Below are 23,043 nucleotides of genomic sequence, written 5' to 3' on the forward strand. Positions count from 1 at the left end.
GGTTGTTGCTGTTCGGTTGTTCTCACCCCGTCAGGGGCGCTCAGTCCTTGGTGTTGAACCCGGCCATGTTGTCCCCGACCTCCACCGTCAGCCGGGCCATGGCGGTGGTCAGGGTCTTGTAGCCCAGACCGAGGAAGTCCTGCCGGATGCGGATGTCGTTGTAGGCGTCGCGCAACTTGTGCATCGCCTCATCCACCTCCACCAACGCGTTCTCCACCTGCTGCGACATCTCAGGCCCTCCATTCCTTGGCGACCATGTCGGTCTCGTACCGCTTCGCGATGTCCCGGAAGTCGTCCAGCGCGTCCTGCGCCTTCTCCCGCAACGCCTGCAACTCCCGGCGGGACTTGCTGCGCCAGTTCGAGTCGATCCCCACATACGAGCGCTTGATGAGCCGGGTCAGCTCGTCCAGGCCCTCCTGGACCACGTCCATCCCGGACACCAGCGCCATGTACTTCTCCTGCGCTTCCGGTGTTGCCTCAGCCATCAGCTGTTCCCCTTCGGATCGTCTGCCGCGCGATGCGCAGCCCCTCCCGGTAGCCCTCACAGAACTCCGGGGACATCCCCAACACCCCCGGCGGCAACGGCGACCGGATCCGGTGATCCAGCAACGCCACCAGGCGGTGAACCAACCGCGTACCGTTCACCCTCTTCATCCCTTGCCCCCTCTCGGATCGACAAGCCCTGAACGGGCACGGAAACCCCCGGCCGAAACCAGGGGAAACCGAAACCATTCACGGTGACAAGCCGTAAAAAGGCATGGGTATAGCCACTGTGGAATTGTCAAACAACAATGCTTATCGAGGAATCACACCGGGACTTCCATCAACCGGGACTCCAAGGCGGTGACACAACGGGCGCCCAGCACCCGGAACAGCGACTACGCGGCCGTCACGGTCCGCTGCGGACTGGCGGGCTTGACCCCGGTCGCCCTCCACGAGACACCGGCCCGGCCGTCGATCTCCCACTGCGAGATCCGGGGGTTCACCAACTCCACCCGGGAACCCTCCCCGACCTCACCCGGGTCGGTCTCCAAGGTCACCTTGACCTCCATGCCCTTGCCCATCCGACCCGAGGAGTCCGCCGGGGGCTTCACGAACAGCGTCACCGTGTACAGCGACGCACCCTCGGTGTCCGTCGCCAGCACCTGCTTGCCGTCCTTCTCGTACATCTTCACCGTCGGGTCCTCGGTCACCATCAGCTTGTACCCGTCCAACAGGACCGGCAGGTTCCGCAGCATGTCGTTGCCTCACTTCCGTGTAGAGGGTCTAAACTCTGAAGAGTCGGAGACCTCGTCGAGGGGGTCTAAACACAATGTACGGACCACGTCGGTTCGTGTCAAGGGGGTCTAAACAGGCCGATGAGCTGGAGAGATGAGCTAGACGCGGTCACGACCGACCCGGACCCTCTACGTCGCGCCCGCCGCGCAGGTGAGCTGAGCGAGGCGTATCGGCAGCGCCAACACGAGCTCGCTCGCGTGCGGCGCGTTGCAATCGACCAGGCCAACGCACAGGGCATGAGCTACACCGAGATCGCTGCGGCGTTCGGCGTCAGCAAGGGCAGGATCAGTCAGATCCGTAGCAGCGCGCCGCCTGCTGAACGCGCGTTCTTCGGCATCGGTCCGGTCACAGTGGGAGTGCCACTCAGGTTCGGCACAGACGACCGGATGCGGACCTACATCGACGCAGCCGATGCGCTGGCGCAGAAGGAAACAGAACGACAGCTCGCGGCTCTATCTCTCGCCGCCTTGGACAACCCGATCCGGCCTGAAAGGGCCGAGCCCTTCGATGGTGATGCCGTGGTGATCTGCGGCCCCAAGTCAGCTCCAGTCGGCGCGGCCTTGCTCGCTCGCGACGAACACCTGGACGTTCGCAAGGTGGACGGTCGGTGGTGGATCATCAACCAGCAAACCGGCGAGAAGTTCGGGTCGCCGCGCGGTGACACACCACCGGTCAACGCCGACATCGGCTATCTCGCCCGCCACCTCATCGACGGCCGGGTTGTCGTCCACGTCGCCGGGATCACCGCTGTGGGTTCCAGCGGAGTCCTGCACTACCTCACTCGCAACCTGTCCGACCTCTGGGCCGCAGTGGGTGACGTCGAGTTCAGCATGGTGATCCGCTGCGAATACAGCGACGACATCACCATCACGACCAGCTCAGCCCTAGTCGACCCGATCATGTGGTGACCATGGAAATCTGCCAGGCACAACTTGCTGGAGGCCGGTCCAACCAGGACCAAGTGGTACTCATGCCCAATGCGGTTGCGGTGCTCGACGGCGCGAGCGCTTTCCGCCCGGTCCCCGTCGATCCCGGCACCTATGCCGAAACCCTCGGAGCCAATATCTTCGCGGCCCTCAAGGAGGACCAGGACCAAGACCTTCGCACCGCATTGGCCCACGCCATCAGGTGCACCGCACAAGCCCTGCAACTCCACCCCGGGCATTCCCCCTCAGCCACGGTGTCGATCGTTCGCGTCAACGACACCACCATTGACACCTTGGTACTTGGCGACAGCCCGATCATGCTGCCGAACAAGACGCTTATCGATGACCGATTGGACAGCCTCGGACTACCAGAGTCAGCCGCCTACCGAGAACGCCTCGCACACGGCGGCGGATACGACGACACACACCGCGACACGTTGAGCACGTTGCAGATCAAGCAGGCCCAACGACGCAACACGCCGGGCGGCTACTGGATCGCCGAAGCGGACCCGGCCGCCGCAGCCCACGCACTCACCGCCGAACATCCCCGAGGCAGCGTCCCCTGGTGCATCTTGACTACCGATGGCGCCTACGACCCCCTGACGCATCTCGGGCTGGACGACTGGCCCACCATCGCCACCCACAACGATCACCAGTTGGCGAACCTCTTGGGTACCTGCCATGCCTGGGAAGCCACCACCGATCCCACCGGCAGCCACCTTCCCCGCGCCAAACGCCACGACGACAAGACCCTGGTCGTCCTACGGCCGTGACAGGCGTGTTCAAAGTTTCTTCTCTTCATCAAGGCGGCCCGCCTGCGGCGGCCCGCTGGCACGCTGCGCTCTCTCCGGTCGGCACACCCGCGCGGGGCGTGCGGCCTCCGGCCGACCCCGCGCGGGCACCGACCGGCGAGGCGTGCCAGACGATGAGCACCAGGCAGCCAACCAGGAGAGGTCAGCACGAGGGGAAGCCGCGGGGACCAGGCCGGGGCAACGAGCACCAGGCCGCCGAGCAACACAGCTGTCCCGGGAGCTGCGGGAGCCGGATCGGGCAGGTCCAGGGACAAAGAATGCGCTCGCCGCGCGGGCAGGCCAGCAGCGAGGAGGGGTCAGGCGTTCGGCCGCCGGTTTCGTCGGGGTCTGCCTGCCTCGCCGCCGTCAGAACACGGGCTATCAGCCTGGCCACCAGGGCGCAGAGCCCGCAGTGGTCGGCCGCCGGTGTCCGTCGAGGGCTGCACCCTGATGGCCAGACTGATCGAAAGCGCCCAGACGGCGGCGAGGCAGGAAGCCCCCTCCTTGTGGGTTGAAGCAAGTGGTACGATTTGAGGGGTTCCCCACAAACTATTGCCTTGATCGTCCATTGCGACTAGGCTGCGCACAACTGTCCTGCTTTGTTAGCGAGCGCAGCCTAGTCGCAATGGACGATCAAGCTCTCAATTTTGCTATTTTCCCAGGTCAGACCACCTGCACTGCGCATGGGCGACCTCATGACGGACCACCTTCACAGCGTCGCCTCAGCCAGGCTGCGAGTTCGTCTCGGTGCATCTGCCCTCGTGCCATTTCGAGAGTTACTGCCACCAGTTCACCTGGGGTGATTTTGGGATCCCAGCCGTTCGTCAAGCAGAAGTAAGGCAGCATGATCGCTGTGCAGCGCTTGTTTCCATCTACGAACGGATGGAGCTTGCACAGCGACCACGCCAGAGCGGCGGCCTTCGCTGACACATCAGTATGCACGTCAACCCCACCAACAGAGACGCGCGGCGACGCGCAGGCGGCCTCAAGGGCACCGCGATCTCTAAGATCCAGCACGAGGTCGAAGGCAACCATGATCGCCAGCACATCGTCAGCTTCCGGGTAGTTCCACCCGGAATCTTGGGTAGCCAACGGTCAGATCTTGCCCAAGAGGTCAATAGCAGCGGCATACCGCTGCTTGATCAACCGCACCGCATCGTCGGATGACATGGGGCTACAGGACGCCCCCGGCGGCAGGGGGCCACAGGTACCCAGGGATGGCAGATCCTCAGCGGGAGGCAGTGGCACCTCAGCCGCCTTCTTGGCGATGCGCTCACGGACAGTGCTTGACGACGTCATGACTGCACCCCTTCCGTACGCGACTCTGGACAACCTCGAAGATACAACCGCTGTCCAGAGGACGCGCATCCACCGTACCCAGAATCACCCTCGTGTCTCCGGCAAGTATCAGATACCGTCGCCCGCCTGTTACACCAGTTGTACGAACGTTACGTCAGAGGCATGCCCACATGCAGGATCCAGCTGCGGGCCGGTACAGGTCGGGTACAGATCCAGCTTGACACCAGGCCGCACCAGTCATCACGCAACGGCACTAATCCGCAGGTCAGGAGGCTTCCGCTAACGTTGCCGCAGGTCAGACGCAGTTCACGCGCTACCGCTGACCGGCCGCCGGGTACAGCAGCGAAGTACAGCAACCGGCCTGGCCTAGCGTGGCGCAGGTAGCACCCAGTCGGCTGGTTGAGACCCCAGTTGACCAGCAGTGACCTACCTGCCCGGAGTTCACACCGAAGGGGTCACTGGTTCGATCCCAGTATCGCCCACGACCGACGGCCGATCCATGTTCGCGGAGAGCGCGAACGGGGTCGGCCGTCATCGTTTCCGGGGGGCGACCCCCCGGACCCCCACGGTGCGGTGTGTTGCGCGTCGGGGTGGCGGGGTTGGCTTGGGGACCTTTCAGGTCCGTGGTGGGGTGAGTGGGTTGTGCGGCCTGCCGGTGGTGTTCACCGGTGGGCCATTCGTGTTTTCGGGGCCGGGGCCGTTACTGCACCAGTCCTCCGCGTGGCTCTCGGCTTGAGACTGGGCAGTTTATTAGTGCGTGGTGTGCATTGATGCAGTTTGTGCATGGTTACGGGTAGGGTTGGGGGGACTACTGGTGGCTACGGGGGCGGGGTGCCGGTCCCGGGACAGGACGGGTGATGGACCTTTCCCAGGGGCAGGCCGAGGAGCGGGTGGACGGGACCAAGGCGGCGCCGGTGGCGTTGCGGCAGTTGATCCCGGGGGAGTTGCTGGAGCGCAGTGGGGGGTGTCCGTTCGACCCGGCGCCGGGGTTGCAGGGGTTGCGGGGGCAGGGGGCGGTGCAGCCGTTGGAGTTGGGGAACGGGGCTCGGGCCTGGTTGGTGACCGGGTTCGCCGAGGCCCGGCAGGTGCTGGGTGACCTGCGGTTCAGCTCCGACCGGGTTCGCCACCGCGACGCCACCCAGATGGGGGCGGACGAGGTGGCGGCGCAGGCGGGTGCGCCGGTATGCCCGGTGCCCGTGGAGGCCCGTGCCGACGGCATGTTCATCTTCATGGACCCGCCGGAGCACACCCGGCTGCGGCGGCTGCTGACCGGGCAGTTCACCGTGCGCCGGATGAAGGCGCTGGAGGAGCGGGTCACCGAGATCGCCGTGGAGCACGTCGAGGCCATGCGGGCGGGTGGGAACGGGGCCGACCTCGTCCCCGCCTACGCCCTGCCCATCCCGTCGCTGGTGATCTGCGAGTTGCTCGGGGTCGACTACGGGGACCGGGGCGCCTTCCAGGAGAACACCGCCACCGCGCTCAGTTCCGCCTCCACCGACGAGGAGCGGGCACGGGCGGGTGGCGAGCTGTACGGGTTCATCGCCCGGCTGGTCGCGGCCAAGCGGGCCGAACCGGGTGACGACCTGATCTCGGGCCTCATCCACGACGCCGACCCGCCGCTGACCGACGCCCAGCTCATCGACGTCACCCTGGTGCTGCTCGGTGCCGGGCACGAGACCACGGCGAACATGCTGGCCCTGGGTGCCTTCGCGCTGCTGGAGAACCCCGAGCAGCTCGCCGCGCTGCGCGAGGACCCCGGGCTGGTCGACCAGGCCGTCGAGGAGTTGCTGCGCTACCTGAGCATCATCCAGCTCGGGGTCACCCGCGTCGCCACTCAGGACGTGACCGTGGGGGGTGTGGACATCCCGGCGGGGGCGACCGTGGTCCTCGGGGTGCCGGAGGTCAACCGGGACCCCCGGCACTGGGACGACCCCGACCGCCTGGACCTGCGCCGCGAGCGGGCCCCGCACCTGGCCTTCGGGCACGGGGTCCACCAGTGCCTCGGCCAGCAGCTCGCCCGCATCGAGATGCGCGTCGGCTTCACCGAGCTGTTCACCCGCCTGCCGGGCCTGCGCCTGGCCACCCCCGCCGCCGAGGTGCCCCTGCGCAACGACATGCTGATCTTCGGTGTGCACTCCCTGCCGGTGACCTGGGACTGACCCGAGGGCGTCACCACCCGGGGTGGTGGTCCGCTGTTCGTCCATAATGGGCAGCCCGCCCGCCGAACAGCAGAGGAGAGGGCCGAGTGAGCCAGCCCCAGGCCGGGGTCACCCCCTCCGCGCGGGTCCCGGGGCGCCGCGAGCGCAAGAAGCAGGCCACCCGCACCGCCCTGCGCGAGGCGGCGCTGCGCCTGGCCGTGCGCCACGGCGTGAAGAACGTGACGGTCGAGCAGATCGCCGCCGAGGCCGACCTGGCCCTGCGCACGTTCTTCAACCACTTCTCCAGCAAGGAGGAGGCCATCCTCGCCGCGGCGGCCGCGGGCGCCGAAGCCCTCGTCGAGGAGTTCCGGGCCCGTCCGCCGGGCGAATCCGTCCTGCGCGCCGTGCGGGAGGCGGTCCTCGTGGTCGTCGACCGCGACGACGCCGTCGGCCGCGACCACATCAGGGTGTTGCGCCTCATGCAGCACAACCCCGCGCTCCTGCCGCAGCAGATGGCCGTCCTCATCGCCCAGGAGGAAGCCTTGGCGGACGCCATCGCCGAGCGCCTCGCCGCCGCGGACCCCGCCGACCCGCCCGGGGTGTACCCGCAGCTGTGCGCGTCCGCGACCCTGGCCACCCTGCGCGTCGTCCTCTCCCGCTGGCTCAGCCGCACCGCGGACACCGACGAGACCCCGACCTCCGCCACCCTGCGCGAGGAGGTCGACGAAGCCCTCTCCCACCTGGCCGCGGGCCTCGACCGGCCGGGCACCCGGGCCCCCTCGCGCTGATCCACCCGCCGGGGCACGGCCGAGTCCTCACCGGACAGTCCGGTTGCGCGATCCGGTCAGCCGGTGAGCGTGACGATCGACGGGTGCGCGCCGAACAGGCTCAGCGGGCGCACGTCGCCGACGCGCAGCCCGGCGGACTCCGCCGCGGCGCGCTGGTCCTCCGCCTCGTGCAGCAGCAAGACCGCCAGGCCCGTTTCCGCCAGCACCCGCCGGACCTCGCGGAAGAGCCGGTCCGGGCGCGCGGCCAGCGTGCCCAGGGCGGCGACCTGCCGGTCCCACGGCGGGTTGCTCACCACCCGGTCGACCTGTCCCCCGCGCACGGGGACGCGACCCGCGTCGGCCCGCAGCCAGAGCGCCGAGGTGGCCGTCAGCGCGGCGTTGGCGGTGGCCGCGGCCAGCGGGCGGGGGTCGTGGTCGGCACCGAGCAGCCGGGCCCCGGGGGCCAGCGCGGCGGTCTCGATCACGATGGTGCCGGTGCCGCAGCAGGGGTCGAGCACGGTGTGCGCCCGCTCGACGCCCGCCAGCAGCGCCATCGCCGCAGCCAGCGGCGGGTGCAGGGTCCCCTGGGTGGAGGTCTGCTTGTAGGGCCTGCGGTGCAGCGGCTGGTCGGCGATCCGCAGGGCCAGCGCCGCCCGGGAACCCTCGACCGTCACCCGGAACGACAGCGTCCCCGCCGGTGGGGCCGCGCCGCCGCGCCGGGAGTGGTAGGGCAGGCCGAGCGCCCCCGCGACCTCGGCGCCCACGGCGTCCTCGATGTCGAAGCGGTTGTAGTTGCGCTTGCCGAGGAACGACGCGGCGACGTCGACGCCGGTGGCCTCCGCGGCCCCGCCGCAGCGGGTCCGCTGCCGCAGCAGCCCGGCCAGGTCGGCGGACCTGGCGGCGGCGGTGAACTTGGCCAGCTCGGCCTTGGTGTGCCCGACGCCGTCGAGGACGCCCGCCAGCAGGAACAGGTCGTCGACCGTGCGCAGGTCCAGCAGGCCGGGGTCGGCGCGCGGGGCCGTGAACCACACCTCGCGGTGGCGGCGGTGCTCGACCTCGCCGAGGCCGCGCCCGGCCAGCTCCCCGGCGGCGACGTCCTCCAGGCCGCGCAGGGTCCTCGCCAGCAGACGGACGGCCACTGCCCCACACCCCTTCGCTCGGCGGAGGAACCGCACGCGCAACCACACGGGTGTCCGGGTGGGATTCGACGCGTCGTCGACGGCACATCATAGGGTTGCGGCACGCCGAAAGGAGACCGGGGGCGTCGGCGAGCCCGTTCCGGGGATGGGCCCCGACCAGGCGGGTGACCGCCGCGTGCGACCATCTCCGGCGAGGGGCGGGTCGCTGTCGGCGCCGGGCCCACGGGGTCCGGAGGGCGGTGGTTCGGTGCGGCGCGTGACCTCGCGCAACGCCAGCTTCCAGCAGTGGCAGGCGTTGCTGACCAACCGGAACAAGCGGCAGCGGTCGCGGGAGTTCCTGGTCCAGGGGGTACGGCCGATCACCATCGCCGTCGAGCGCGGCTGGCCGGTCCGGGCACTGCTGCACAACGCCGACCAGGTGATGTCGCGGTGGGCGCGGGACCTGTTCGACACCGTGCCCGCGGATCAGTTCGCGTTGTCCGGCGAGCTGATGGCCGAGCTGAGCGAGAAGAACGAGTCGGCCGCGGAGGTGGTCGCGGTGCTGGAGCTGCCGCCGGACGACCTCGACCGGATCGAGGTGGGCGCCGACTTCCTCGGTGTCCTGTTCGACCGGCCCACCAGCCCCGGCAACATCGGTTCGATCATCCGATCGGCCGATGCCTTCGGCGCGCACGGGATGATCGTGACCGGCCACGCGGCGGACGTCTACGACCCCAAGTCCGTCCGGGCCAGCACCGGTTCGCTGTTCTCCCTGCCGTCGGTCCGGGTGTCCGCGCCCCGCGACGTCACGTCCTGGGTGGCGGCCAAGCGCGCCGCCGGGGTCCCGGTGGCGATCGTGGGCACCGACGAGCACGGCGAGGCCGACGTCTTCGACTTCGACCTGACCGGGCCGGTGCTGCTGCTGGTCGGCAACGAGACCGCCGGGCTCAGCTCCACCTGGCGCGAGCTGTGCGACCACCTCGTCCGGATCCCGATGGTGGGCAGCGCCAGCTCGCTCAACGCCGCCAACGCGGCGACAGCGGTGCTGTACGAGACGTCCCGGCAGCGGTCCCCGAAGAACCGCTGACCACGCGGCCCCCGAAGTGTCCACACCGGACACCATGCCCGTCGCTGTGGGCGGGCCGGGTCCGGGGTTCAGCCCAGGCTCATGCCGCCGTCGACGACAAAGACCGAACCGGTGGCGAAGCCCGCCTCCGGGGCGGTGAGGGTGCGGACCCACCAGGCGATCTCCTCGGGCTGGGCGACCCGGCCCACCGGCGTCGTGGCGGCGGCCCCGGCGAGGAACTCCGCGTACTGCTGCGGGGTGGAGCCCATGCGCAGCCCCATCCCCGACTCGACCACCCCCGGGGCCACGGCCACGACCCGGATGCCCCGAGGCGCCAGTTCCGCCGCCCACGTCCGCGTGAGGAACTCCAGCCCCGCCTTGGCCGCGCCGTAGACCGAGAAGCCCGGCCAGGCCCGGCCGCCGGTGGAGCCCGCGCTGCTGATGTTGACCACGGTGCCCCGCGCCTCGGCCAGGGCGTCGAGCGCGGCCTGGGTGAGGAAGATCGGGGCGCTGAGGTTCACCGCGAACTGCTCGGCGGTGGTGGCCCGGTCGACGGCGGACAGCGGGGCGGGCGTGGCGGCGCCCGCGTTGTTCACCAGGACGTCGACCCTGCCGAACTCGCGCAGAGCGGTCGCGATGACCACGTCCGCGGCGTCGGGGGTGGTGATGTCGATGGCGAGGGTGCGGATGGCGGGGTGGTCACCGGCCGTCTCGGCCAGCGCCGACTCGCTGCGGCCCACGACCAGGACCCGGTGGTCCCTGGCGTGGTCGCGGGCGATCGCCCGGCCGATGCCGGTGCCGCCGCCGGTCACGATCGCGGTGGGGGTGTTGTCCGTGGTCACGGGGACCACGCTAGCGGGCGACCCGCGCCGGGGGAACCACACTCGGGTCCACTTGGGACGGTGCGCGTCGGGGGCGGGCTACCCCGCCCGGACCGCGGATTCCACAGTGGGGTGGATGTCCAGCAGCCGGTCCAGCCCGGTCAGCTCGATCGGCCGGTTGACGACAGACGTATCCGCCACCAACCGCAACGGGACGCCGTGCTCAGCGCAGCGGTTGTGCTCGGTCACCAGCAGGCTCAGCCCAGCCGAGTCGAGGAACGAAACAGCAGTGAGGTCCAACACGATCGCGGCGGGCCGGGTCGGGATGTGGTCGGCGACCGCGCTCAGGGTGTCCGTGTCCACGCGGTCACCGACGGGCACCACCACCGCCGAACCGATTCCCTCGCTCGTCATGCCCCCAGTTTCCCGCACCGGCGGGCACACCGCACGGCCTGCCCGCTCACGGCTGCGGTGTCTGCTGGTGGGCCTCGGCGGTGGTGCCGGTGAGGTGGTTGAGGGTGTTGGTGATCCGCAGGATGCGGTCCAGGCCCGCGGGGCGGTTCTCCAGGTGCAGGCAGGCGTCCGCGGCGTCCGCGTGGCGGCGGATCATCAACAGGGTGGACAGGCCGTAGGAGTCGCAGAAGCCCAGGGTCGACATGTCCAGGTGCAGGGCCCGCGTGTTCGGCAGGCGGGCGATGACCTCGCGCAGCAGGGTGTCGGCGGTGTCGAAGTCGAGGTCGCCGTCCAACCGCACCCGGACCGAGTCGCGGTCGGGGGCGGTCCAGCTCGTGGTGAGGGGGCGGGGGGTCATCGGTCGTGGTCTCCGGGCACGTCGTGGGCGGGCAGGGCGGCCCTGCCCTTCATCAGCAGGGCGGTGGATCGGGGGAAGTCGCGCAGCTCCGCCGCCAGCAGGTCCAAGGCGGGGACGAGGAACCTGGCCGGGACCGAGCGGGCGGTGAGGATGCCCGCGGTCCAGTCCAGGAAGCCGGTGAACAGGTCCGGGTCGTCCACGTAGAGGGCGGTACCGAGGTAGTCGACGATGTGGGCGAGGTCCTGGGCGGTGTACTCGCGCTGCGCCTCGGTGTAGGAGCGCATGGCCGGGATGGTCTCCTCCAGGCCGCTCAGCATCGCCTTCACCAACTGACCCGAGGTGCGTGACACCATCGTGTACTCCTGGTCGGCCAGGTGCGGGAGGTCGTCGATGGGCTGGTGGCCCCCGGCGGGGCGGTTCAGCGGCGCGCGGGCGAGGTGGTCCGCGGCGGTGCGGGCGTCCGGGGCCCAGGCGTCGGCGCCGAGGAGGCGGGCGTAGCGGCCGTCGGAGCCGAAGGCGGCGCCGCCTGCGATGACCGGGGTGCCCGCGGCCTGGCAGGCGGTGATGGTGGCGTGCGCCGACGGCAGCCGGGTGGCGATCGAGCTGGACAGCGCGACCGCGTCCGGGCCGGTGCGGTGCAGGTGCGTGATCAGGTGCGGCGCCGGGACCTGTGCGCCGAGGTAGTCGACGCGGAAGCCGCGCAGGCGCAGCACCTCGGCCAGCAGGCGGGCGGGCAGGGCGTGCCACTCGCCGTCCACGCAGGCGACGGTGATCGTGCCCAGGGTCGGCGCCGGGGTGGGGGCGGCGAGCGCCAAGGCGGCGAGGGCGCGCTCGTTGATCGCGGTCGCGGCGTGCTCTTGGGCCACGGTGATCCGGTTGTCGGCCCACTCCTGGCCGACCCGGCGCTGCACGGCGGCGATGACGTCGAGCAGGACCGACTCCGGCGGCAGCCCGTCGGCGGCGGCACCGGTGACGGCCTCGGCGGCGGCGTGCTCGTCGCGGTCGCACACCGCGGCCCACAGCCGTTCGACGTGCTCGGCGGAGGTCTGTTCGATGCGGGTAGGTTCGGTCTGCGTCATGCGGTGTACCTGCCGGGACCGTGCCCCCCGACCGCGGTCAGGTGCGAACCCCGAGGCGCGGTGATGGCCACCACGGCCATGTCGTCGTGCGGGCGCTCGCCGATCCACTGCGCGGCGAGCATCTGGACGTGCTCCACGATGGCTTCCGCGGGCATGCCCGCGCAGTCGGCCAGCACCCGGCGCAGCCGGTCCTCGCCGAACATCTCGTCGCCGAGGGGCCCGCCGTGGGCCTCGGTGATGCCGTCGGTGAACAGCAGGCAGGTCTCCCCCGGGGCCAGGGTCACGGTGGCGCTGGTGGCCTCGATCCTGGGCATGACACCGACCAGGTTGCCCCGGCTGGAGGTCTGCTCGACCTGGCCGTCGGCGCGCACGATGAACGGCGGCGGGTGGCCCGCGCAGGTCAGCCGCAGCCGCACGCCCGCCCCCTCGCGGCGCACCGAGGCGAGGACCATGGTGGCGAAGCGGGTGCTGTGCGGGTGGACCAGCGTGTCGTTGAGCCGGTTGAGCACCCGCAGGTGGTCGCCGGACATCGGCAGCAGCGCGTGCAGGGTGTTGCGGATCTTGCCGGTGAGGACGGCGGCCTCCAGGCCCTTGCCGCACACGTCGCCCAGCACGGCCAGCGACTCGTCGGCGTCGGCGGCCGGGTGCACGTCGTAGAAGTCGCCGCCGACCCGCTCGGTGTCCTGGGCGGCCCGGTAGCGGCCCGCGAACTCCACGCCACCCACCTGGTGCAGGGTGGGCGGGAGCAGTTCGCGCATCAGCGTCTCGGTGATCGAGTTCTGCTGGGCGAACATCCGCGCCGCGGACATGGCCGCGCCCGCCCTGGCGGCGAAGAGCCGGGCGAAGACCTCTTCCCCCTCGTCGAAGGCGGGCTGCCCGGCGCGGCGCAGCAGCACCAGCGCGCCCGCGGGCACGCCGAGGCCGGGCAGCGGGGTGACCACGACCGAGCCGATCTCGCCGAACCCGTCCGGCCGCAGCCAGTCGGGGGTGCTCGCCGGGTCGATCCAGCGCGAGGGCACCGGCGGGAAGCCCTGCAGGGCCTCGGCCAGGCCGGGCACGTCCTCCGGCCGCACGCGCAGCCGGGTCCGGACGGGGTCCCCGCCGCGCAGGCACAGCACCGCGGGGTAGCGGTGCCGGGCGGCGGGGGCGATGACCACGGCGGCGTCGGCGAGGTGCTCGGCGGCGAGCCGGGCGGTGACGTCCATGCAGCGGTCGAGGTTCAGGGAGGCCAGCAGCGCGGAGGAGACGTCGCTGAGCAGGGCGGTGCGCTCCCGCTCGACGCGCAGGGCCTCAATGGCCAGCCGGGTGTCGGTGTCCTCCACCAACCACCAGGTGACGCTGTCGTCGTCGCCGTGCGGGACCGGGTGGGCTTCGAAGCCGCGCCCGCCGACGTCGCCGTGGGCGTGGCCGTCCGCGGCGGAGGCGGTGGCCAGCCAGTCGGGGACGGCGTCGCCCGGGGGCACGAGGAGGGTCGCCACCTCGTTCGCAGCGAGCAGGGCGCCGTTCCCGTCCAGCACCACCGCCGGGTAGGGAGCACCCCACCAACCCTTGTCGATCGAGACGGGGGCTGTGCGGGTGGACTGTCGTGGCTCAGTCACGGGGAAGTCGTTTCACCTCTTCGCCACTCACTCGAACCTTGGTTGGCTCATGGCAAGTATCGCACAGGCCATATCTTGGTCGGCGTTCTTGCTGGAGTGGATCCACCAGCATACCAACTGATCGCGCAATCGGCCAACCCCCCACGGGCGCGCTCCCGCGGCCACAACGGCACGACGCCGACCAGCGGTAAGGCGTACGGCGCCGCCGGGAGCGAGGGCCGTCGCAGGCCGCTGACCAGCAGGGTGAAGAACGTCGAAGTACCCGAAAAGGGCCCGCAGAAGTCGTCAGCGCAGTGTGAATCCGGCCGCCGGAACCCGCACCCGCCGACATCTTTTCCGCACTTCCCCGGCAATGGTTGACCTGGGGATACGCAGATCCGGATAGTACGGCTATCCCTTTCCCTGTCTGGAGGTCATTGGTGACCAGAACTCACCGGCGGATCGCGAGCGCGGTCGCCGCGGTGGTGGCGGGAGCCGTCGCGGTGGTCGTGGTCAACGGCACGGTCCAGTCCCCCGCCGAGGCGGCAGTGATCAAGGCCGCGGCGCCCGCCCTGCCCGGCCCCGCGGGCGACGCCTTCTACGAGCCGCCGAGCCCGCTGCCCGCAGGCGAGCCCGGCGACGTCATCCGCTGGCGCCCCACCATCCCGCCGCTGAACGCGCTCAACGCCAACGCCTGGCAGGTCATGTACCTGTCCACGAACGCCTTGGGCGAACGGAATGCGGTGACCGGCACGATCCTCACGCCGAAGTTCGCCGACACCACGAAGGCGCCGATCGTCGGCTATGCGGTGGGTACGCAGGGTCCGGCGTTCAAGTGCACGCCGTCGAAGGCCATCGAGCGCGGCACCCTCTACGACCAGCCCGCCATCAACGACTCCATCAGCGCCGGCTACGCCGTCGCGGTCACCGACTACGAGGGCTACCGCCCGGGTGCGGCGAACAAGCCGACCTACATCGTGGGCCAGTCCATGGGCCCGGCGGTCATCGACTCGGTGCGCGCCGCACAACGCCTGCCGCAGACCAAGCTCAGCGCCGACGCCAAGGTCATCTTCCAGGGGTACTCCCAGGGCGGCGGCGGTGCACTGTGGGCCGCGGAGAAGCAACCCTCCTACGCCCCCGACCTCAACCTCGTCGGTGTGGTGGCCGGCGGTGTCCCCGCGGACCTGACCGAGGTCGCCAAGGGCCTCGACGGGTACCTGGGCTTCGGGTTCCTCGCCTTCGCCGCGGTCGGCCTGGACAACACCTACCCCGAGCTGCAGCTCGACTCCTACCTCAACGACACCGGCCGCAAAGACCTCGCCGACGCCAAGCAGAACGCCTGCGTGGTCGAGCTGCTGGTGAACTACCCGTTCAAGACCATCGCCGGCTACACCACCTCCAACCCCCTCAACGACCCCAAGTGGCAGGCCCGACTGGCACAGAACAAGCTCGGACAGAACCCACCCAGGGTGCCGGTGTTGCAGTACCACGCCTCCACCGACGAAATCGTCAACACCCCCCAGGGCGACGCACTGCACAGGTCCTACTGCGCCGCCGGAGTCACCGAGCAGTGGAACACCTACATCTCCGACCACCTCTCCGGCATCTTCGCAGGCAACGCCGACGCCGGAAAATGGATCAAAGACCGATTCGCGGGCAAGACAGCCCCCAGCAACTGCTGACCGCTCCCCCGCTTCGACGGGCGCCCCACGGGAGATCTTTTCCCGTGGGGCGCCCGTTTTTGCCCACGGGTCGGCACCTGGGGTGCCCTCTTGTCCGGAGTGGGAGCGCCGCCGATACTGGGGTGGTCGGGGGTGCCGCCATGACGTGGATGTCGCGGAAGCGGAGCGCGGTGGGTGCGCCGTGCGCGCTGGCCGACGTACCCGCCCGGGTCGCGGCGGAGGTCGACGAGGCCGTGCGGCGGTGCGCGCGGAACCCGGGCGGAGCGGCACTCGCGGAGCTGGGTGCGATCCACGCACGGTGGTGGCGGTTCGCGGACGCGGCCGAGGTCTACGCGCGGGCGGTCCCGGCGTTGCGCGGAGCCGACCGGGGCCGGGCGGCGGTGGGCTGGGGTTCGGCGTTGACCGGGGCGTGCCGACCGGAGGAGGGCCTGACCGCGCACCGCCTGGCCAGGGGGTGGCTGCGCTCGTCCGGCCAACCGACCACCGAGGCGGAAATCGGTTCGGCGGAAGCACTCCTACGCCTGCACCGCCCACTCGAAGCCATCGGTGCGCTGACCCCGCTGACCCGGTCCGCCACAGCGTTGACCACCCTGGGCACGGCCTTGGCCACCACCCACCGCCTCGACGAAGCGGAATCAGCACACCGCCGCGCCCTGGACCTGACCGACAACGCGTTCGCGCACAACGCTTTCGGCACCACCCTCAGAACACACCACCACTACTCGGCGGCGGCAGGCGAACACGCGGCAGCCCTGCGCACCGCCCAACGCCACGGCGACCACCACGCAGCCGCGACGGCCTTCGCGGGCCTGGCAGCGGTATCCGCCGACACCGGCGACCTCACCACGGCCCTCACCCACCACCACCGCGCCCTCCACCACTTCCACACCCTCGGCGACCACCGCGCCGAAGCCCTGACCCGCCACCACCTCGGCCACACCCTCCTGGCCCACCACCGCCCCACCGACGCGGCAACCGCCCACCGCGCAGCCCTGACAACCCTGCGCACCCTCGGCGACCACGACGGCGCCGGAACCGCCGCACTGGCCCTGGCCGAAGTCCTGGCCACCGACGGCGCACTCCCCGAAGCCCTGGACCTGGCCGCCACGGCGACCCACCACCACGCCGAATCCGGCAACCGCCCCGCCGAAGCACACGCCAACACCCGCCTGGCCCACCTGCTGGAGACCGCGGACCACCTCACCGAAGCCGCGGCGGTCCACCGCACAGCCATCGAACTGCACCGGGAACTGGGCGACCCCACCGCCGAGACCACCGCGTGGCGATCCCTGGCCCGCGTCCTCGCCCGCGCGGGCGACCACGCGGAGGCCGCCCTCGCCCGCCGCACCGCACTGCACATCACCCACGAGTGCGCGGATCAGTCCCACCACCGGAGGTCCACCTAGAGCCCACCCACCACCGACCCGATCACACCCCCCGACTGCTCGACTACCCGCCCCTGCACTCCCCACCGGCGCAGCCGCGCACCACCCCAAACCAGCGACCCAGCGACCAGCCACCCCGCCCCCAGGCGCAGCGAAACCAGCCACCCCGCCAACCACAGACCCACCCACCAGGCACCCGGAACACCACCGATCCAGCCGCCGACCACCCCCGCAACCACCACTCTGGCGACCGGCCACCCGAAACCCCACAATGCGCAGCCGCCGACCACCCTGCCAACCGCCGGCCTGACGGCCAGCCACCCCGAGCCGTCAGCGGCGCAGCTGCCAGCCACCCCGAAAACCGCCGGCCCGGCTACGCAGAGGCCCGGGTGGGTGGATGTGCTTGGGTGGGGGGAGCGATCATGTGCAAGCCTGCCTGGGCTGTGGGGCATCTCTTCAGCCCCACTCGGTCACACTGGGCGCATGATCGCTGTAGGGGCCCCGCCCAAGCGGATCCACCCACCCGGGCACCAGCGACAAAATCCCGGCTTTTGAGCCACACGAAGCGATCCCGGCGAAGCGGACCCACCCGAGGCACCACGCCAGAACCGCGCTCCAACGCGCAAAAGCCGCGAGATTCAAGCAGCGCGAGCAGCAGCCAGAAAAGCGCGAATCCGCCCGTGGTCTTTCACACCACGACTGGACTCCACCCCACTGGACACGTCCAAGCCCCAAGGCGCGACCTCGGCAACCGCAGCCCGCACGTTGTCCGGACTCAACCCACCCGCCAGCAGCCAGTCACCGGTGGGAGGACGGCCGACCAGCGCCGCCAGATCCCACCGCTCGCCAGACCCCGCCACCGGGGAGTCGAGGAGCAGCATGTCCTCGCCGTACGCCCCCGTGGTGACGTCGGTCGCCGAGGTCAGCGCGGTGGCGCGGATCAGGCGGAACCCCTGCTCCAGCAGTTCGTCGAAAGCCGACCGCGGGTAGTCGCCGTGGAGCTGGACAGCGCCGACGGCAGTGGCGCGGGCCAGTACCGCGACCTCGGCGGGAGGCATGTCCTTGAACACCCCCACCGTGAGCACCGACGGCGGAGCAGCCGCCACCAGCCTGCGGGCGGTGGGTTCGTCGACCCGGCGGGGGCTGGCGGCGAAGACGAAGCCGACCGCGTCCGCGCCCGCCTCCGCCGCGGTCGCCACATCGGCCTCGGTGCGGAGGCCGCACACCTTGATGAACACGCACCGAGCGTAGCCGCAGCGGTGGACCCGGGTGGCGGGGATCAGCCCACCCGGGGGCCGAGGACGACCGGGAGGGCGCGGTACCCGTTCATGATCGCGCTCTGCTGCCGGACCAGGTCGCCCCCGGGGACGGCCAGCCGGGCGTCCGGGTGGTGGCGGGCGAGGTGGGTGAGGGCGGCCAGCGCCTCCATCCGGCCGAGCGGGGCGCCGAGGCAGTAGTGCGGGCCGTACCCGAAGCCGAGGTGGGCGGCGGCGTCGCGGCGGTCGGGGTCGAAGTGGGTGGCGTCGGTGAACCTGGACTCGTCGCGGCTGCTGTCGTGCAGCCAGACCATGACGATCTCGCCCGCGGGGATGGTGGTGCCCCCGTACTCGACCGGTTCGGCGGTGAAGCGGTGGGTGGACATGCGCACCGGGGAGTCGAAGCGGAGGACCTCCTCCAGCGCGCGGGGGGCCAGGGCCGGGTCCGCGCCGAGGGCACGCCAGCGGTCCCGGTCTTCGAGCAGCCAGCGGATGGCGTTGCCGATGAGGTTGGTGGAGGTCTCGTGGCCCGCCACGAACAGCAGGAAGACCGTGGCCATCAGCTCGTCGGGGGTGAGGCGGTCGGCGTTGGCCGGGTCGAGCAGGGCGGAGAGCAGGTCGGTGCCCGGTTCCGCGCGGCGGGCGGCGAACAGGTCGGTGAAGTAGCCGTGCAGCTCGTGCGAGGCGGGGACGTTGCGGGCGTTGTCGTCGTCCATCAGCGCCTCGGTGAGGCCGCGCAGCCGGTCCTGGTCGGCCTCCGGGACGCCGAGCAGGTCGCAGATGACCCGGATCGGCAGCGGGTAGGCCAGCGCGTCGACGAGGTCGACCGGTTCGTCGACGGGCAGCGGGTCCAGCAGCCCGGCGACGATCCCGGCGACCCTGGGCCGCAGGGCGTCGACCCTGGCGCGGGTGAACTCGGTGCTGACCAGGCCGCGCAGCCTGGTGTGCTCGACGCCGTCCTGGAACAGCATGTGCGGGCTGTACATGCCGCTGAGCTCGGTGTCGGCGCCGATCGCGGCGAGGTGCCCGGTCATGATCCGGGTCAGGCCGGTGACGTCCTTGCTCAGCCGGGGGTCGGCGAGCGCCGCGCGGGCCCGGTCGTAGCCTGCGACCACCCAGACCCGCACGCCGCTGACCAGCTCCATCCGGTACACCCCGGCGTCCGGTCGAGCCGGGTCGGCCGGGGTCAGCGAGCGGCACCACCCGGTGTCGTCCAACGGTCGGGTGACGGTCGTCTGCACGGCTCTCCTCCTGCACGCGGGCGAAGATCGTTCTTCGCATCCTCGTGTGTTTTCGGCAGGAAGTGTGCACTTGATGAGCAAATCGACCGAAATTCACTCACTAGGCTGACAACAATCGGCCTCGGTTGATCAGACCGCGCGCGAACCGGCCCCGCCCTGCCCAGTCCACGGTGGACCGAGCAGGGCGGGGCCGGGGGTTTCAGCGGAGGAACCTGTCCAGGGTGATCGGGAGTTCGCGCACCCGGACGCCGGTGGCGTGGTGGGTGGCGTTGGCGATCGCGGCGGCGGTGCCGGTGATGCCGATCTCACCGATCCCCTTGCTGCCCATCGGGTTGAGCCGCTCGTCGGGGATGCCGAGCCAGTCCGCGCGGATGTCGTGGACGTCGGCGTTCGCCGCGATGTGGTACTCGGCGAGGTCGGGGTTGGCGGTGTGGCCGAGGGTGGTGTCCATGACGCTGTCCTCGTGCAGCGCCATCGACAGGCCCATGGTCATGCCGCCGACGAGCTGGGAGCGGGCGGTGCGCGGGTTGATGACCCGCCCCGCGTCGAACATGCCGTAGAGCCGGTGGACGCGGATCTCCCCGGTGTCCTCGTGCACCCGGACCTCGGCGAACTGCGCGCCGTAGCCGTGGAGGGCGAAGTCCCTGGCGGCGGTGTTCTCCGGGGCGTCGGCGAGGACCTCGTCGTCGGGTTCGGGGTCCCGGCCGAACTTGTCGCGGAAGGCGCGGGCGGCCTCGACGATCGCGGTGCCCCAGGAGGCGGTGCCGGAGGAGCCGCCCGCGACGCTGGCGCGCGGCAGCCGGGTGTCGCCGATGGCCAGGTCGATCGCCCCCTGGGGGACGCCCAGGGCGTCGGCGGCGATCTGGGCGAGGGCGGTCCAGGCGCCGGTGCCCAGGTCGGAGGCGCCGATCTCCACCCGGTAGCGGTCGTCGGCGGTGTAGCGGACGACGGCGGAGTTGCCGGGTATCCGGTAGGCCGGGTAGGTGGAGGCGGCGACGCCGTAGCCGACCAACCAGCCGTTGACCCGGCGCGAGCGCGGGCGCGGGTCCCGGTCGTACCAGCCGAAGCGGTCCGCGCCCTCGTGCAGGCAGTCGACCAGGTGGCGGCTGGAGAACGGCTTGCCGGTGGCCGGGTCGCGCTCCGGTTCGTTGCGCACCCGCAGCGCGACCGGGTCGATGCCCACCCGCGCCGCCAGTTCGTCGATCGCGGTCTCCAGCGCGAACATGCCCGGGGCCTCGCCGGGGGCGCGCATCCACCTCGGCACCGGGATGTCGAGCGGGGTCAGGCGGTGGCTGGTGCGGCGGTTCGGGGCGGCGTACATCATCCGCGCCGCCACCGCCGTCTGCTCCGCGTACTCCTTGATCCGCGCGGACTCCTGCACCACGTCCACGCCGAGGCCGGTCAGGGTGCCGTCGGCCGCGGCGGCCAGCCGGACCCGCTGGGTCATCCGCGGGCGGTAGCCGACCAGGCGGAACATCTGCCTGCGGGTCAGCGCGAACTTCACCGGCCGACCGGGCAGCATCCTGGCGGCCATCACGGTGACGACGGCACCCGCGTGCGGTGAGCCCTTCGAGCCGAACCCGCCGCCGACGTACGGGCAGGTGACGCGGACCCGCTCGGGGTCGAGGCCGAAGACCCCCGCCAGCACCCGGCGGGCGCCGAAGACGGACTGGCTGGCCTCGAACACGTGCAGGTCCTCGCCGGTCCAGGTGGCGACGGTGGTGTGCGGCTCCAGCGGGTTGTTGTGGGTGCGGGCGGTCGTGTACTCCTCGTCGACGGTGAACGCCGCCGCGGCCATGGCGGCGTCGAGGTCGCCCTCGTCGGTGTCGGTGGGGTACCCGGCGTTGACCTTCTCCGGTGCGTACGACCCGGCCGGGTCCGACTCGGCGGTGACGGAGAACGGCTCGGTGTCGTAGGTGACCACGATGGCCCCGGCCGCCGCGGCGGCGACCTCGGTGGTGGTGGCGACCACGGCGGCGACGACCTGGCCGCGGAAGTGGACCTCCGGCGATTGCAGGACGCGCAGTTCGCCGTCCTCGGTCGAGACCTCGGGGGCGTTCTCGTGCGTCAGCACCAGTTCCACGCCGTCCATGGCCAGCGCGGCGCTCGCGTCGACGGCGGTGACCCGCCCGCGGACCACGGTGGCGTCCACGGTGCACAGGTACAGCGGGTCGGTGAGCGGCTGGTCGTAGGCGTACGGCGCGGCACCGAGGACCTTGAGCGGTCCGTCGGCCCTGGCGACGTCGCGGCCGATGGCGTCCGGGGTGAGCTGGTCGGTCACGCGTCGTCCTCCGGTTCGGCGGCCACGTCGGTCAGCTCGCGCAGCACCGAGACCAGGGTGTTGCGGGCCAGCGGGACCTTGAACCCGTTGCCGGACAGGGTGCGCGCGTCCAGCAGTTCGGCGTCCGCGGCGGCGCGCAGGGCGACCTCGGTGGGGGCGGAGCCGCGCAGCGCGTCCTCGGCGTGCGCCGCGCGCCACGGGCGGTGCGCGAGGCCGCCGAAGACCAGCCGCAGGTCCTCCACGACGCCGTCGTGCATCCGCACCGCGGCGGCCACCGAGACCAGGGCGAAGGCGAACGACGCGCGGTCGCGCACCTTGCGGTAGCGGGCCCGGCCGCCGAACGGGGCGGGCAGCTCCACCGCGGTGATCAGCTCGCCGTGCGCGAGCACGGTGTCGCGGGTGGGGTCGTCGCCGGGCAGCCGGTACAGCCCGCCGATCGGCACCCGGCGCTCACCGTCGGGGCCGAGGACGACGGCGGTGGCGTCGAGGGCGACCATCGCGGCGGCCAGGTCGGACGGGTGGGTGGCCACGCAGTCCGGGGAGGCGCCCAGGATCGCGTGGTGGCGGTTGTGGCCTTCGACGGCGGGACAACCCGAGCCGGGCTCGCGCTTGTTGCACGGCGCGGTGGTGTCGCGGAAGTAGCCGCAGCGGGTGCGCTGGAGCAGGTTCCCGGCGGTGGTGGCCGCGTTGCGCAGTTGGCCGGACGCGCCGGACAGCAGCGCCTCCGACAGCAGCGGGTAGTGCGCGCGGACGACCGGGTGCGCGGCGAGGTCGCTGTTGCGGGTGCCCGCGCCGATCCGCAGCCCGCCGTCGGGCAGGTGCTCGACCAGGTCGGCGGCGAGGTCGGAGACGTCGACCAGCAGTGAGGGGCTGGCCACGCCGAGCTTGAGGTGGTCGACCAGGTTCGTGCCGCCCGCGAGGAAGGCGGCGGCAGGGTCGGCGGCGACGGTGGCCACGGCGGAGCGGGCGTCGGTCGCGCGCCGGTAGGCGAACGGCTTCACGCGCCCACCTCGCGGATGGCGGCCACGATGCCGGGGTAGGCGCCGCAGCGGCACAGGTTGCCGCTCATCCGCTCGCGGACCTCGGCGTCGGTCAGCTTGGGGGCGGCGTCGCCCTCGGTGACCGCGCTGGGCCAGCCCGCCTTGACCTCGGCGAGCACCCCGACAGCGGAGCAGACCTGCCCCGGGGTGCAGAAACCGCACTGCAGGGCGTCGTTGGCGACGAACGCGCGCTGCACCGGGTGCGGCCCGTCCGCGTCGGCCAGGCCCGCGGCCGTGGTGACCTCGGCGCCGTCGCGGGCCACCGCCAGCGACAGGCAGCTCACCACCCGCCTGCCGTCCACCAGGACCGTGCACGACCCGCACTGCCCGTGGTCGCAGCCCTTCTTGGGGGCCGTGACCCCGAGCCGGTCGCGCAGCGCGTCCAGCAGGGTGGTGCGGGTGTCGACGGTGACCTTCCGGTCCTCGCCGTCCACCCGCAGGGTGATGTCCGCTTCCATGGGTGCCCTTCCGATTCCGCACCGGGGAC

Annotated in this window: 22 protein-coding genes; 7 read left to right on the plus strand and 15 right to left on the minus strand. The window is 71.4% G+C overall.

Annotated features, from left to right (window positions below; all coding sequences use genetic code 11):
* Window positions 1-40 precede the first annotated feature (40 nt).
* The 3 genes from L6E12_RS26110 to L6E12_RS26120 all read right to left on the minus strand — a co-directional run bounded on the left by L6E12_RS26110 (window position 41) and on the right by L6E12_RS26120 (window position 1,238).
* Window positions 41-229, minus strand: a complete 189-nt coding sequence (locus tag L6E12_RS26110; RefSeq protein ID WP_236230556.1) for a hypothetical protein — start codon at window positions 227-229, stop codon at window positions 41-43.
* A gap of 1 nt (window position 230) precedes the next feature.
* Complete coding sequence (locus L6E12_RS26115; protein ID WP_236230557.1) at window positions 231-485, minus strand: hypothetical protein; 255 nt, start codon at window positions 483-485, stop codon at window positions 231-233.
* Between the two features lie 393 nt (window positions 486-878).
* The gene (locus L6E12_RS26120; protein ID WP_236230558.1) at window positions 879-1,238 is read right to left on the minus strand and encodes a YdcP family protein; all 360 of its coding nucleotides are present in this window, start codon (window positions 1,236-1,238) and stop codon (window positions 879-881) included.
* Window positions 1,239-1,358: 120 nt separating this feature from the next.
* On the opposite strand from L6E12_RS26120, the gene L6E12_RS26125 reads away from it, so the two are divergent.
* Together L6E12_RS26125 and L6E12_RS26130 are read left to right on the plus strand one after the other, a co-directional pair.
* A complete protein-coding gene (locus L6E12_RS26125; RefSeq protein ID WP_236230559.1) occupies window positions 1,359-2,186 on the plus strand; it encodes a hypothetical protein in 828 nt (275 codons plus the stop codon).
* A gap of 2 nt (window positions 2,187-2,188) precedes the next feature.
* Window positions 2,189-2,977 (plus strand): hypothetical protein, encoded by a 789-nt coding sequence (locus L6E12_RS26130; protein WP_236230647.1) that lies wholly within the window; start codon window positions 2,189-2,191, stop codon window positions 2,975-2,977.
* Window positions 2,978-3,688: 711 nt separating this feature from the next.
* On the opposite strand, the gene L6E12_RS26135 is transcribed toward L6E12_RS26130, so the two are convergent.
* Window positions 3,689-4,087, minus strand: coding sequence for a type II toxin-antitoxin system death-on-curing family toxin (locus L6E12_RS26135; RefSeq protein ID WP_236230560.1), 399 nt, complete (start codon window positions 4,085-4,087; stop codon window positions 3,689-3,691).
* Window positions 4,088-5,151: 1,064 nt separating this feature from the next.
* Here L6E12_RS26135 and L6E12_RS26140 point away from each other — a divergent pair.
* A complete protein-coding gene (locus L6E12_RS26140; RefSeq protein WP_236230561.1) occupies window positions 5,152-6,453 on the plus strand; it encodes a cytochrome P450 in 1,302 nt (433 codons plus the stop codon).
* 86 nt (window positions 6,454-6,539) lie between these two features.
* Window positions 6,540-7,220: a TetR/AcrR family transcriptional regulator gene (locus tag L6E12_RS26145; RefSeq protein WP_236230562.1), complete on the plus strand. Its 681-nt coding sequence runs from the start codon at window positions 6,540-6,542 to the stop codon at window positions 7,218-7,220.
* 56 nt (window positions 7,221-7,276) lie between these two features.
* Here the strand turns inward: L6E12_RS26145 and L6E12_RS26150 are convergent, their stop codons facing one another.
* Window positions 7,277-8,338, minus strand: coding sequence for a methyltransferase domain-containing protein (locus tag L6E12_RS26150; RefSeq protein ID WP_236230563.1), 1,062 nt, complete (start codon window positions 8,336-8,338; stop codon window positions 7,277-7,279).
* Between the two features lie 256 nt (window positions 8,339-8,594).
* On the opposite strand from L6E12_RS26150, the gene L6E12_RS26155 reads away from it, so the two are divergent.
* The gene (locus L6E12_RS26155) at window positions 8,595-9,404 is read left to right on the plus strand and encodes a TrmH family RNA methyltransferase (protein ID WP_236230564.1); all 810 of its coding nucleotides are present in this window, start codon (window positions 8,595-8,597) and stop codon (window positions 9,402-9,404) included.
* Between the two features lie 68 nt (window positions 9,405-9,472).
* Here the strand turns inward: L6E12_RS26155 and L6E12_RS26160 are convergent, their stop codons facing one another.
* From L6E12_RS26160 to L6E12_RS26180, 5 genes are all read right to left on the minus strand, one after another.
* Window positions 9,473-10,225 carry an SDR family NAD(P)-dependent oxidoreductase gene (locus tag L6E12_RS26160; RefSeq protein WP_236230565.1) on the minus strand — a complete coding sequence of 251 codons (753 nt, stop codon included), beginning with the start codon at window positions 10,223-10,225 and terminating at the stop codon, window positions 9,473-9,475.
* Between the two features lie 78 nt (window positions 10,226-10,303).
* Window positions 10,304-10,618, minus strand: a complete 315-nt coding sequence (locus L6E12_RS26165) for an STAS domain-containing protein (RefSeq protein WP_236230566.1) — start codon at window positions 10,616-10,618, stop codon at window positions 10,304-10,306.
* 46 nt (window positions 10,619-10,664) lie between these two features.
* Window positions 10,665-11,015: an STAS domain-containing protein gene (locus L6E12_RS26170; protein ID WP_236230567.1), complete on the minus strand. Its 351-nt coding sequence runs from the start codon at window positions 11,013-11,015 to the stop codon at window positions 10,665-10,667.
* On the minus strand, window positions 11,012-12,094 hold the full coding sequence (locus L6E12_RS26175; RefSeq protein ID WP_236230568.1) for a B12-binding domain-containing protein: 1,083 nt from the start codon (window positions 12,092-12,094) through the stop codon (window positions 11,012-11,014). The genes L6E12_RS26170 and L6E12_RS26175 overlap by 4 nt, the downstream gene beginning before the upstream one ends.
* The gene (locus tag L6E12_RS26180) at window positions 12,091-13,692 is read right to left on the minus strand and encodes a PP2C family protein-serine/threonine phosphatase (RefSeq protein WP_236230569.1); all 1,602 of its coding nucleotides are present in this window, start codon (window positions 13,690-13,692) and stop codon (window positions 12,091-12,093) included. Before L6E12_RS26180 ends, L6E12_RS26175 begins: the two co-directional genes overlap by 4 nt.
* A 419-nt stretch (window positions 13,693-14,111) precedes the next feature.
* On the opposite strand from L6E12_RS26180, the gene L6E12_RS26185 reads away from it, so the two are divergent.
* Window positions 14,112-15,353 carry a lipase family protein gene (locus tag L6E12_RS26185; RefSeq protein WP_308075317.1) on the plus strand — a complete coding sequence of 414 codons (1,242 nt, stop codon included), beginning with the start codon at window positions 14,112-14,114 and terminating at the stop codon, window positions 15,351-15,353.
* Between the two features lie 140 nt (window positions 15,354-15,493).
* The gene (locus L6E12_RS26190; protein WP_236230570.1) at window positions 15,494-16,759 is read left to right on the plus strand and encodes a hypothetical protein; all 1,266 of its coding nucleotides are present in this window, start codon (window positions 15,494-15,496) and stop codon (window positions 16,757-16,759) included.
* A 617-nt stretch (window positions 16,760-17,376) separates the two neighbouring features.
* Here L6E12_RS26190 and L6E12_RS26195 read toward each other — a convergent pair.
* From L6E12_RS26195 to L6E12_RS26215, 5 genes are all read right to left on the minus strand, one after another.
* Complete coding sequence (locus L6E12_RS26195) at window positions 17,377-17,976, minus strand: phosphoribosylanthranilate isomerase (RefSeq protein ID WP_236230571.1); 600 nt, start codon at window positions 17,974-17,976, stop codon at window positions 17,377-17,379.
* Window positions 17,977-18,017: 41 nt separating this feature from the next.
* Window positions 18,018-19,235, minus strand: a complete 1,218-nt coding sequence (locus L6E12_RS35540) for a cytochrome P450 (protein WP_236230572.1) — start codon at window positions 19,233-19,235, stop codon at window positions 18,018-18,020.
* 199 nt (window positions 19,236-19,434) lie between these two features.
* Window positions 19,435-21,516 carry a molybdopterin cofactor-binding domain-containing protein gene (locus L6E12_RS26205; protein ID WP_236230573.1) on the minus strand — a complete coding sequence of 694 codons (2,082 nt, stop codon included), beginning with the start codon at window positions 21,514-21,516 and terminating at the stop codon, window positions 19,435-19,437.
* Window positions 21,513-22,517 (minus strand): xanthine dehydrogenase family protein subunit M, encoded by a 1,005-nt coding sequence (locus tag L6E12_RS26210; RefSeq protein WP_236230574.1) that lies wholly within the window; start codon window positions 22,515-22,517, stop codon window positions 21,513-21,515. Before L6E12_RS26210 ends, L6E12_RS26205 begins: the two co-directional genes overlap by 4 nt.
* Window positions 22,514-23,014, minus strand: coding sequence for a (2Fe-2S)-binding protein (locus tag L6E12_RS26215; protein WP_236230575.1), 501 nt, complete (start codon window positions 23,012-23,014; stop codon window positions 22,514-22,516). The genes L6E12_RS26210 and L6E12_RS26215 overlap by 4 nt, the downstream gene beginning before the upstream one ends.
* Window positions 23,015-23,043 lie beyond the last annotated feature (29 nt).

This window comes from Actinokineospora sp. PR83, from assembly GCF_021056305.1.
Lineage (GTDB): Bacteria > Actinomycetota > Actinomycetes > Mycobacteriales > Pseudonocardiaceae > Actinokineospora > Actinokineospora spheciospongiae.

Coding starts and splice junctions, on each gene's coding strand:
- L6E12_RS26215 (WP_236230575.1), bottom strand. CDS start 23,014: ATGGAAGCGGACATCACCCTGCGGGTGGACGGCGAGGACCGGAAGGTC.
- L6E12_RS26170 (WP_236230567.1), bottom strand. CDS start 11,015: ATGACCCCCCGCCCCCTCACCACGAGCTGGACCGCCCCCGACCGCGAC.
- L6E12_RS26130 (WP_236230647.1), top strand. CDS start 2,189: ATGGAAATCTGCCAGGCACAACTTGCTGGAGGCCGGTCCAACCAGGAC.
- L6E12_RS26190 (WP_236230570.1), top strand. CDS start 15,494: ATGACGTGGATGTCGCGGAAGCGGAGCGCGGTGGGTGCGCCGTGCGCG.
- L6E12_RS26165 (WP_236230566.1), bottom strand. CDS start 10,618: ATGACGAGCGAGGGAATCGGTTCGGCGGTGGTGGTGCCCGTCGGTGAC.
- L6E12_RS26110 (WP_236230556.1), bottom strand. CDS start 229: ATGTCGCAGCAGGTGGAGAACGCGTTGGTGGAGGTGGATGAGGCGATG.
- L6E12_RS26175 (WP_236230568.1), bottom strand. CDS start 12,094: ATGACGCAGACCGAACCTACCCGCATCGAACAGACCTCCGCCGAGCAC.
- L6E12_RS26125 (WP_236230559.1), top strand. CDS start 1,359: ATGAGCTGGAGAGATGAGCTAGACGCGGTCACGACCGACCCGGACCCT.
- L6E12_RS26115 (WP_236230557.1), bottom strand. CDS start 485: ATGGCTGAGGCAACACCGGAAGCGCAGGAGAAGTACATGGCGCTGGTG.
- L6E12_RS26120 (WP_236230558.1), bottom strand. CDS start 1,238: ATGCTGCGGAACCTGCCGGTCCTGTTGGACGGGTACAAGCTGATGGTG.
- L6E12_RS26140 (WP_236230561.1), top strand. CDS start 5,152: ATGGACCTTTCCCAGGGGCAGGCCGAGGAGCGGGTGGACGGGACCAAG.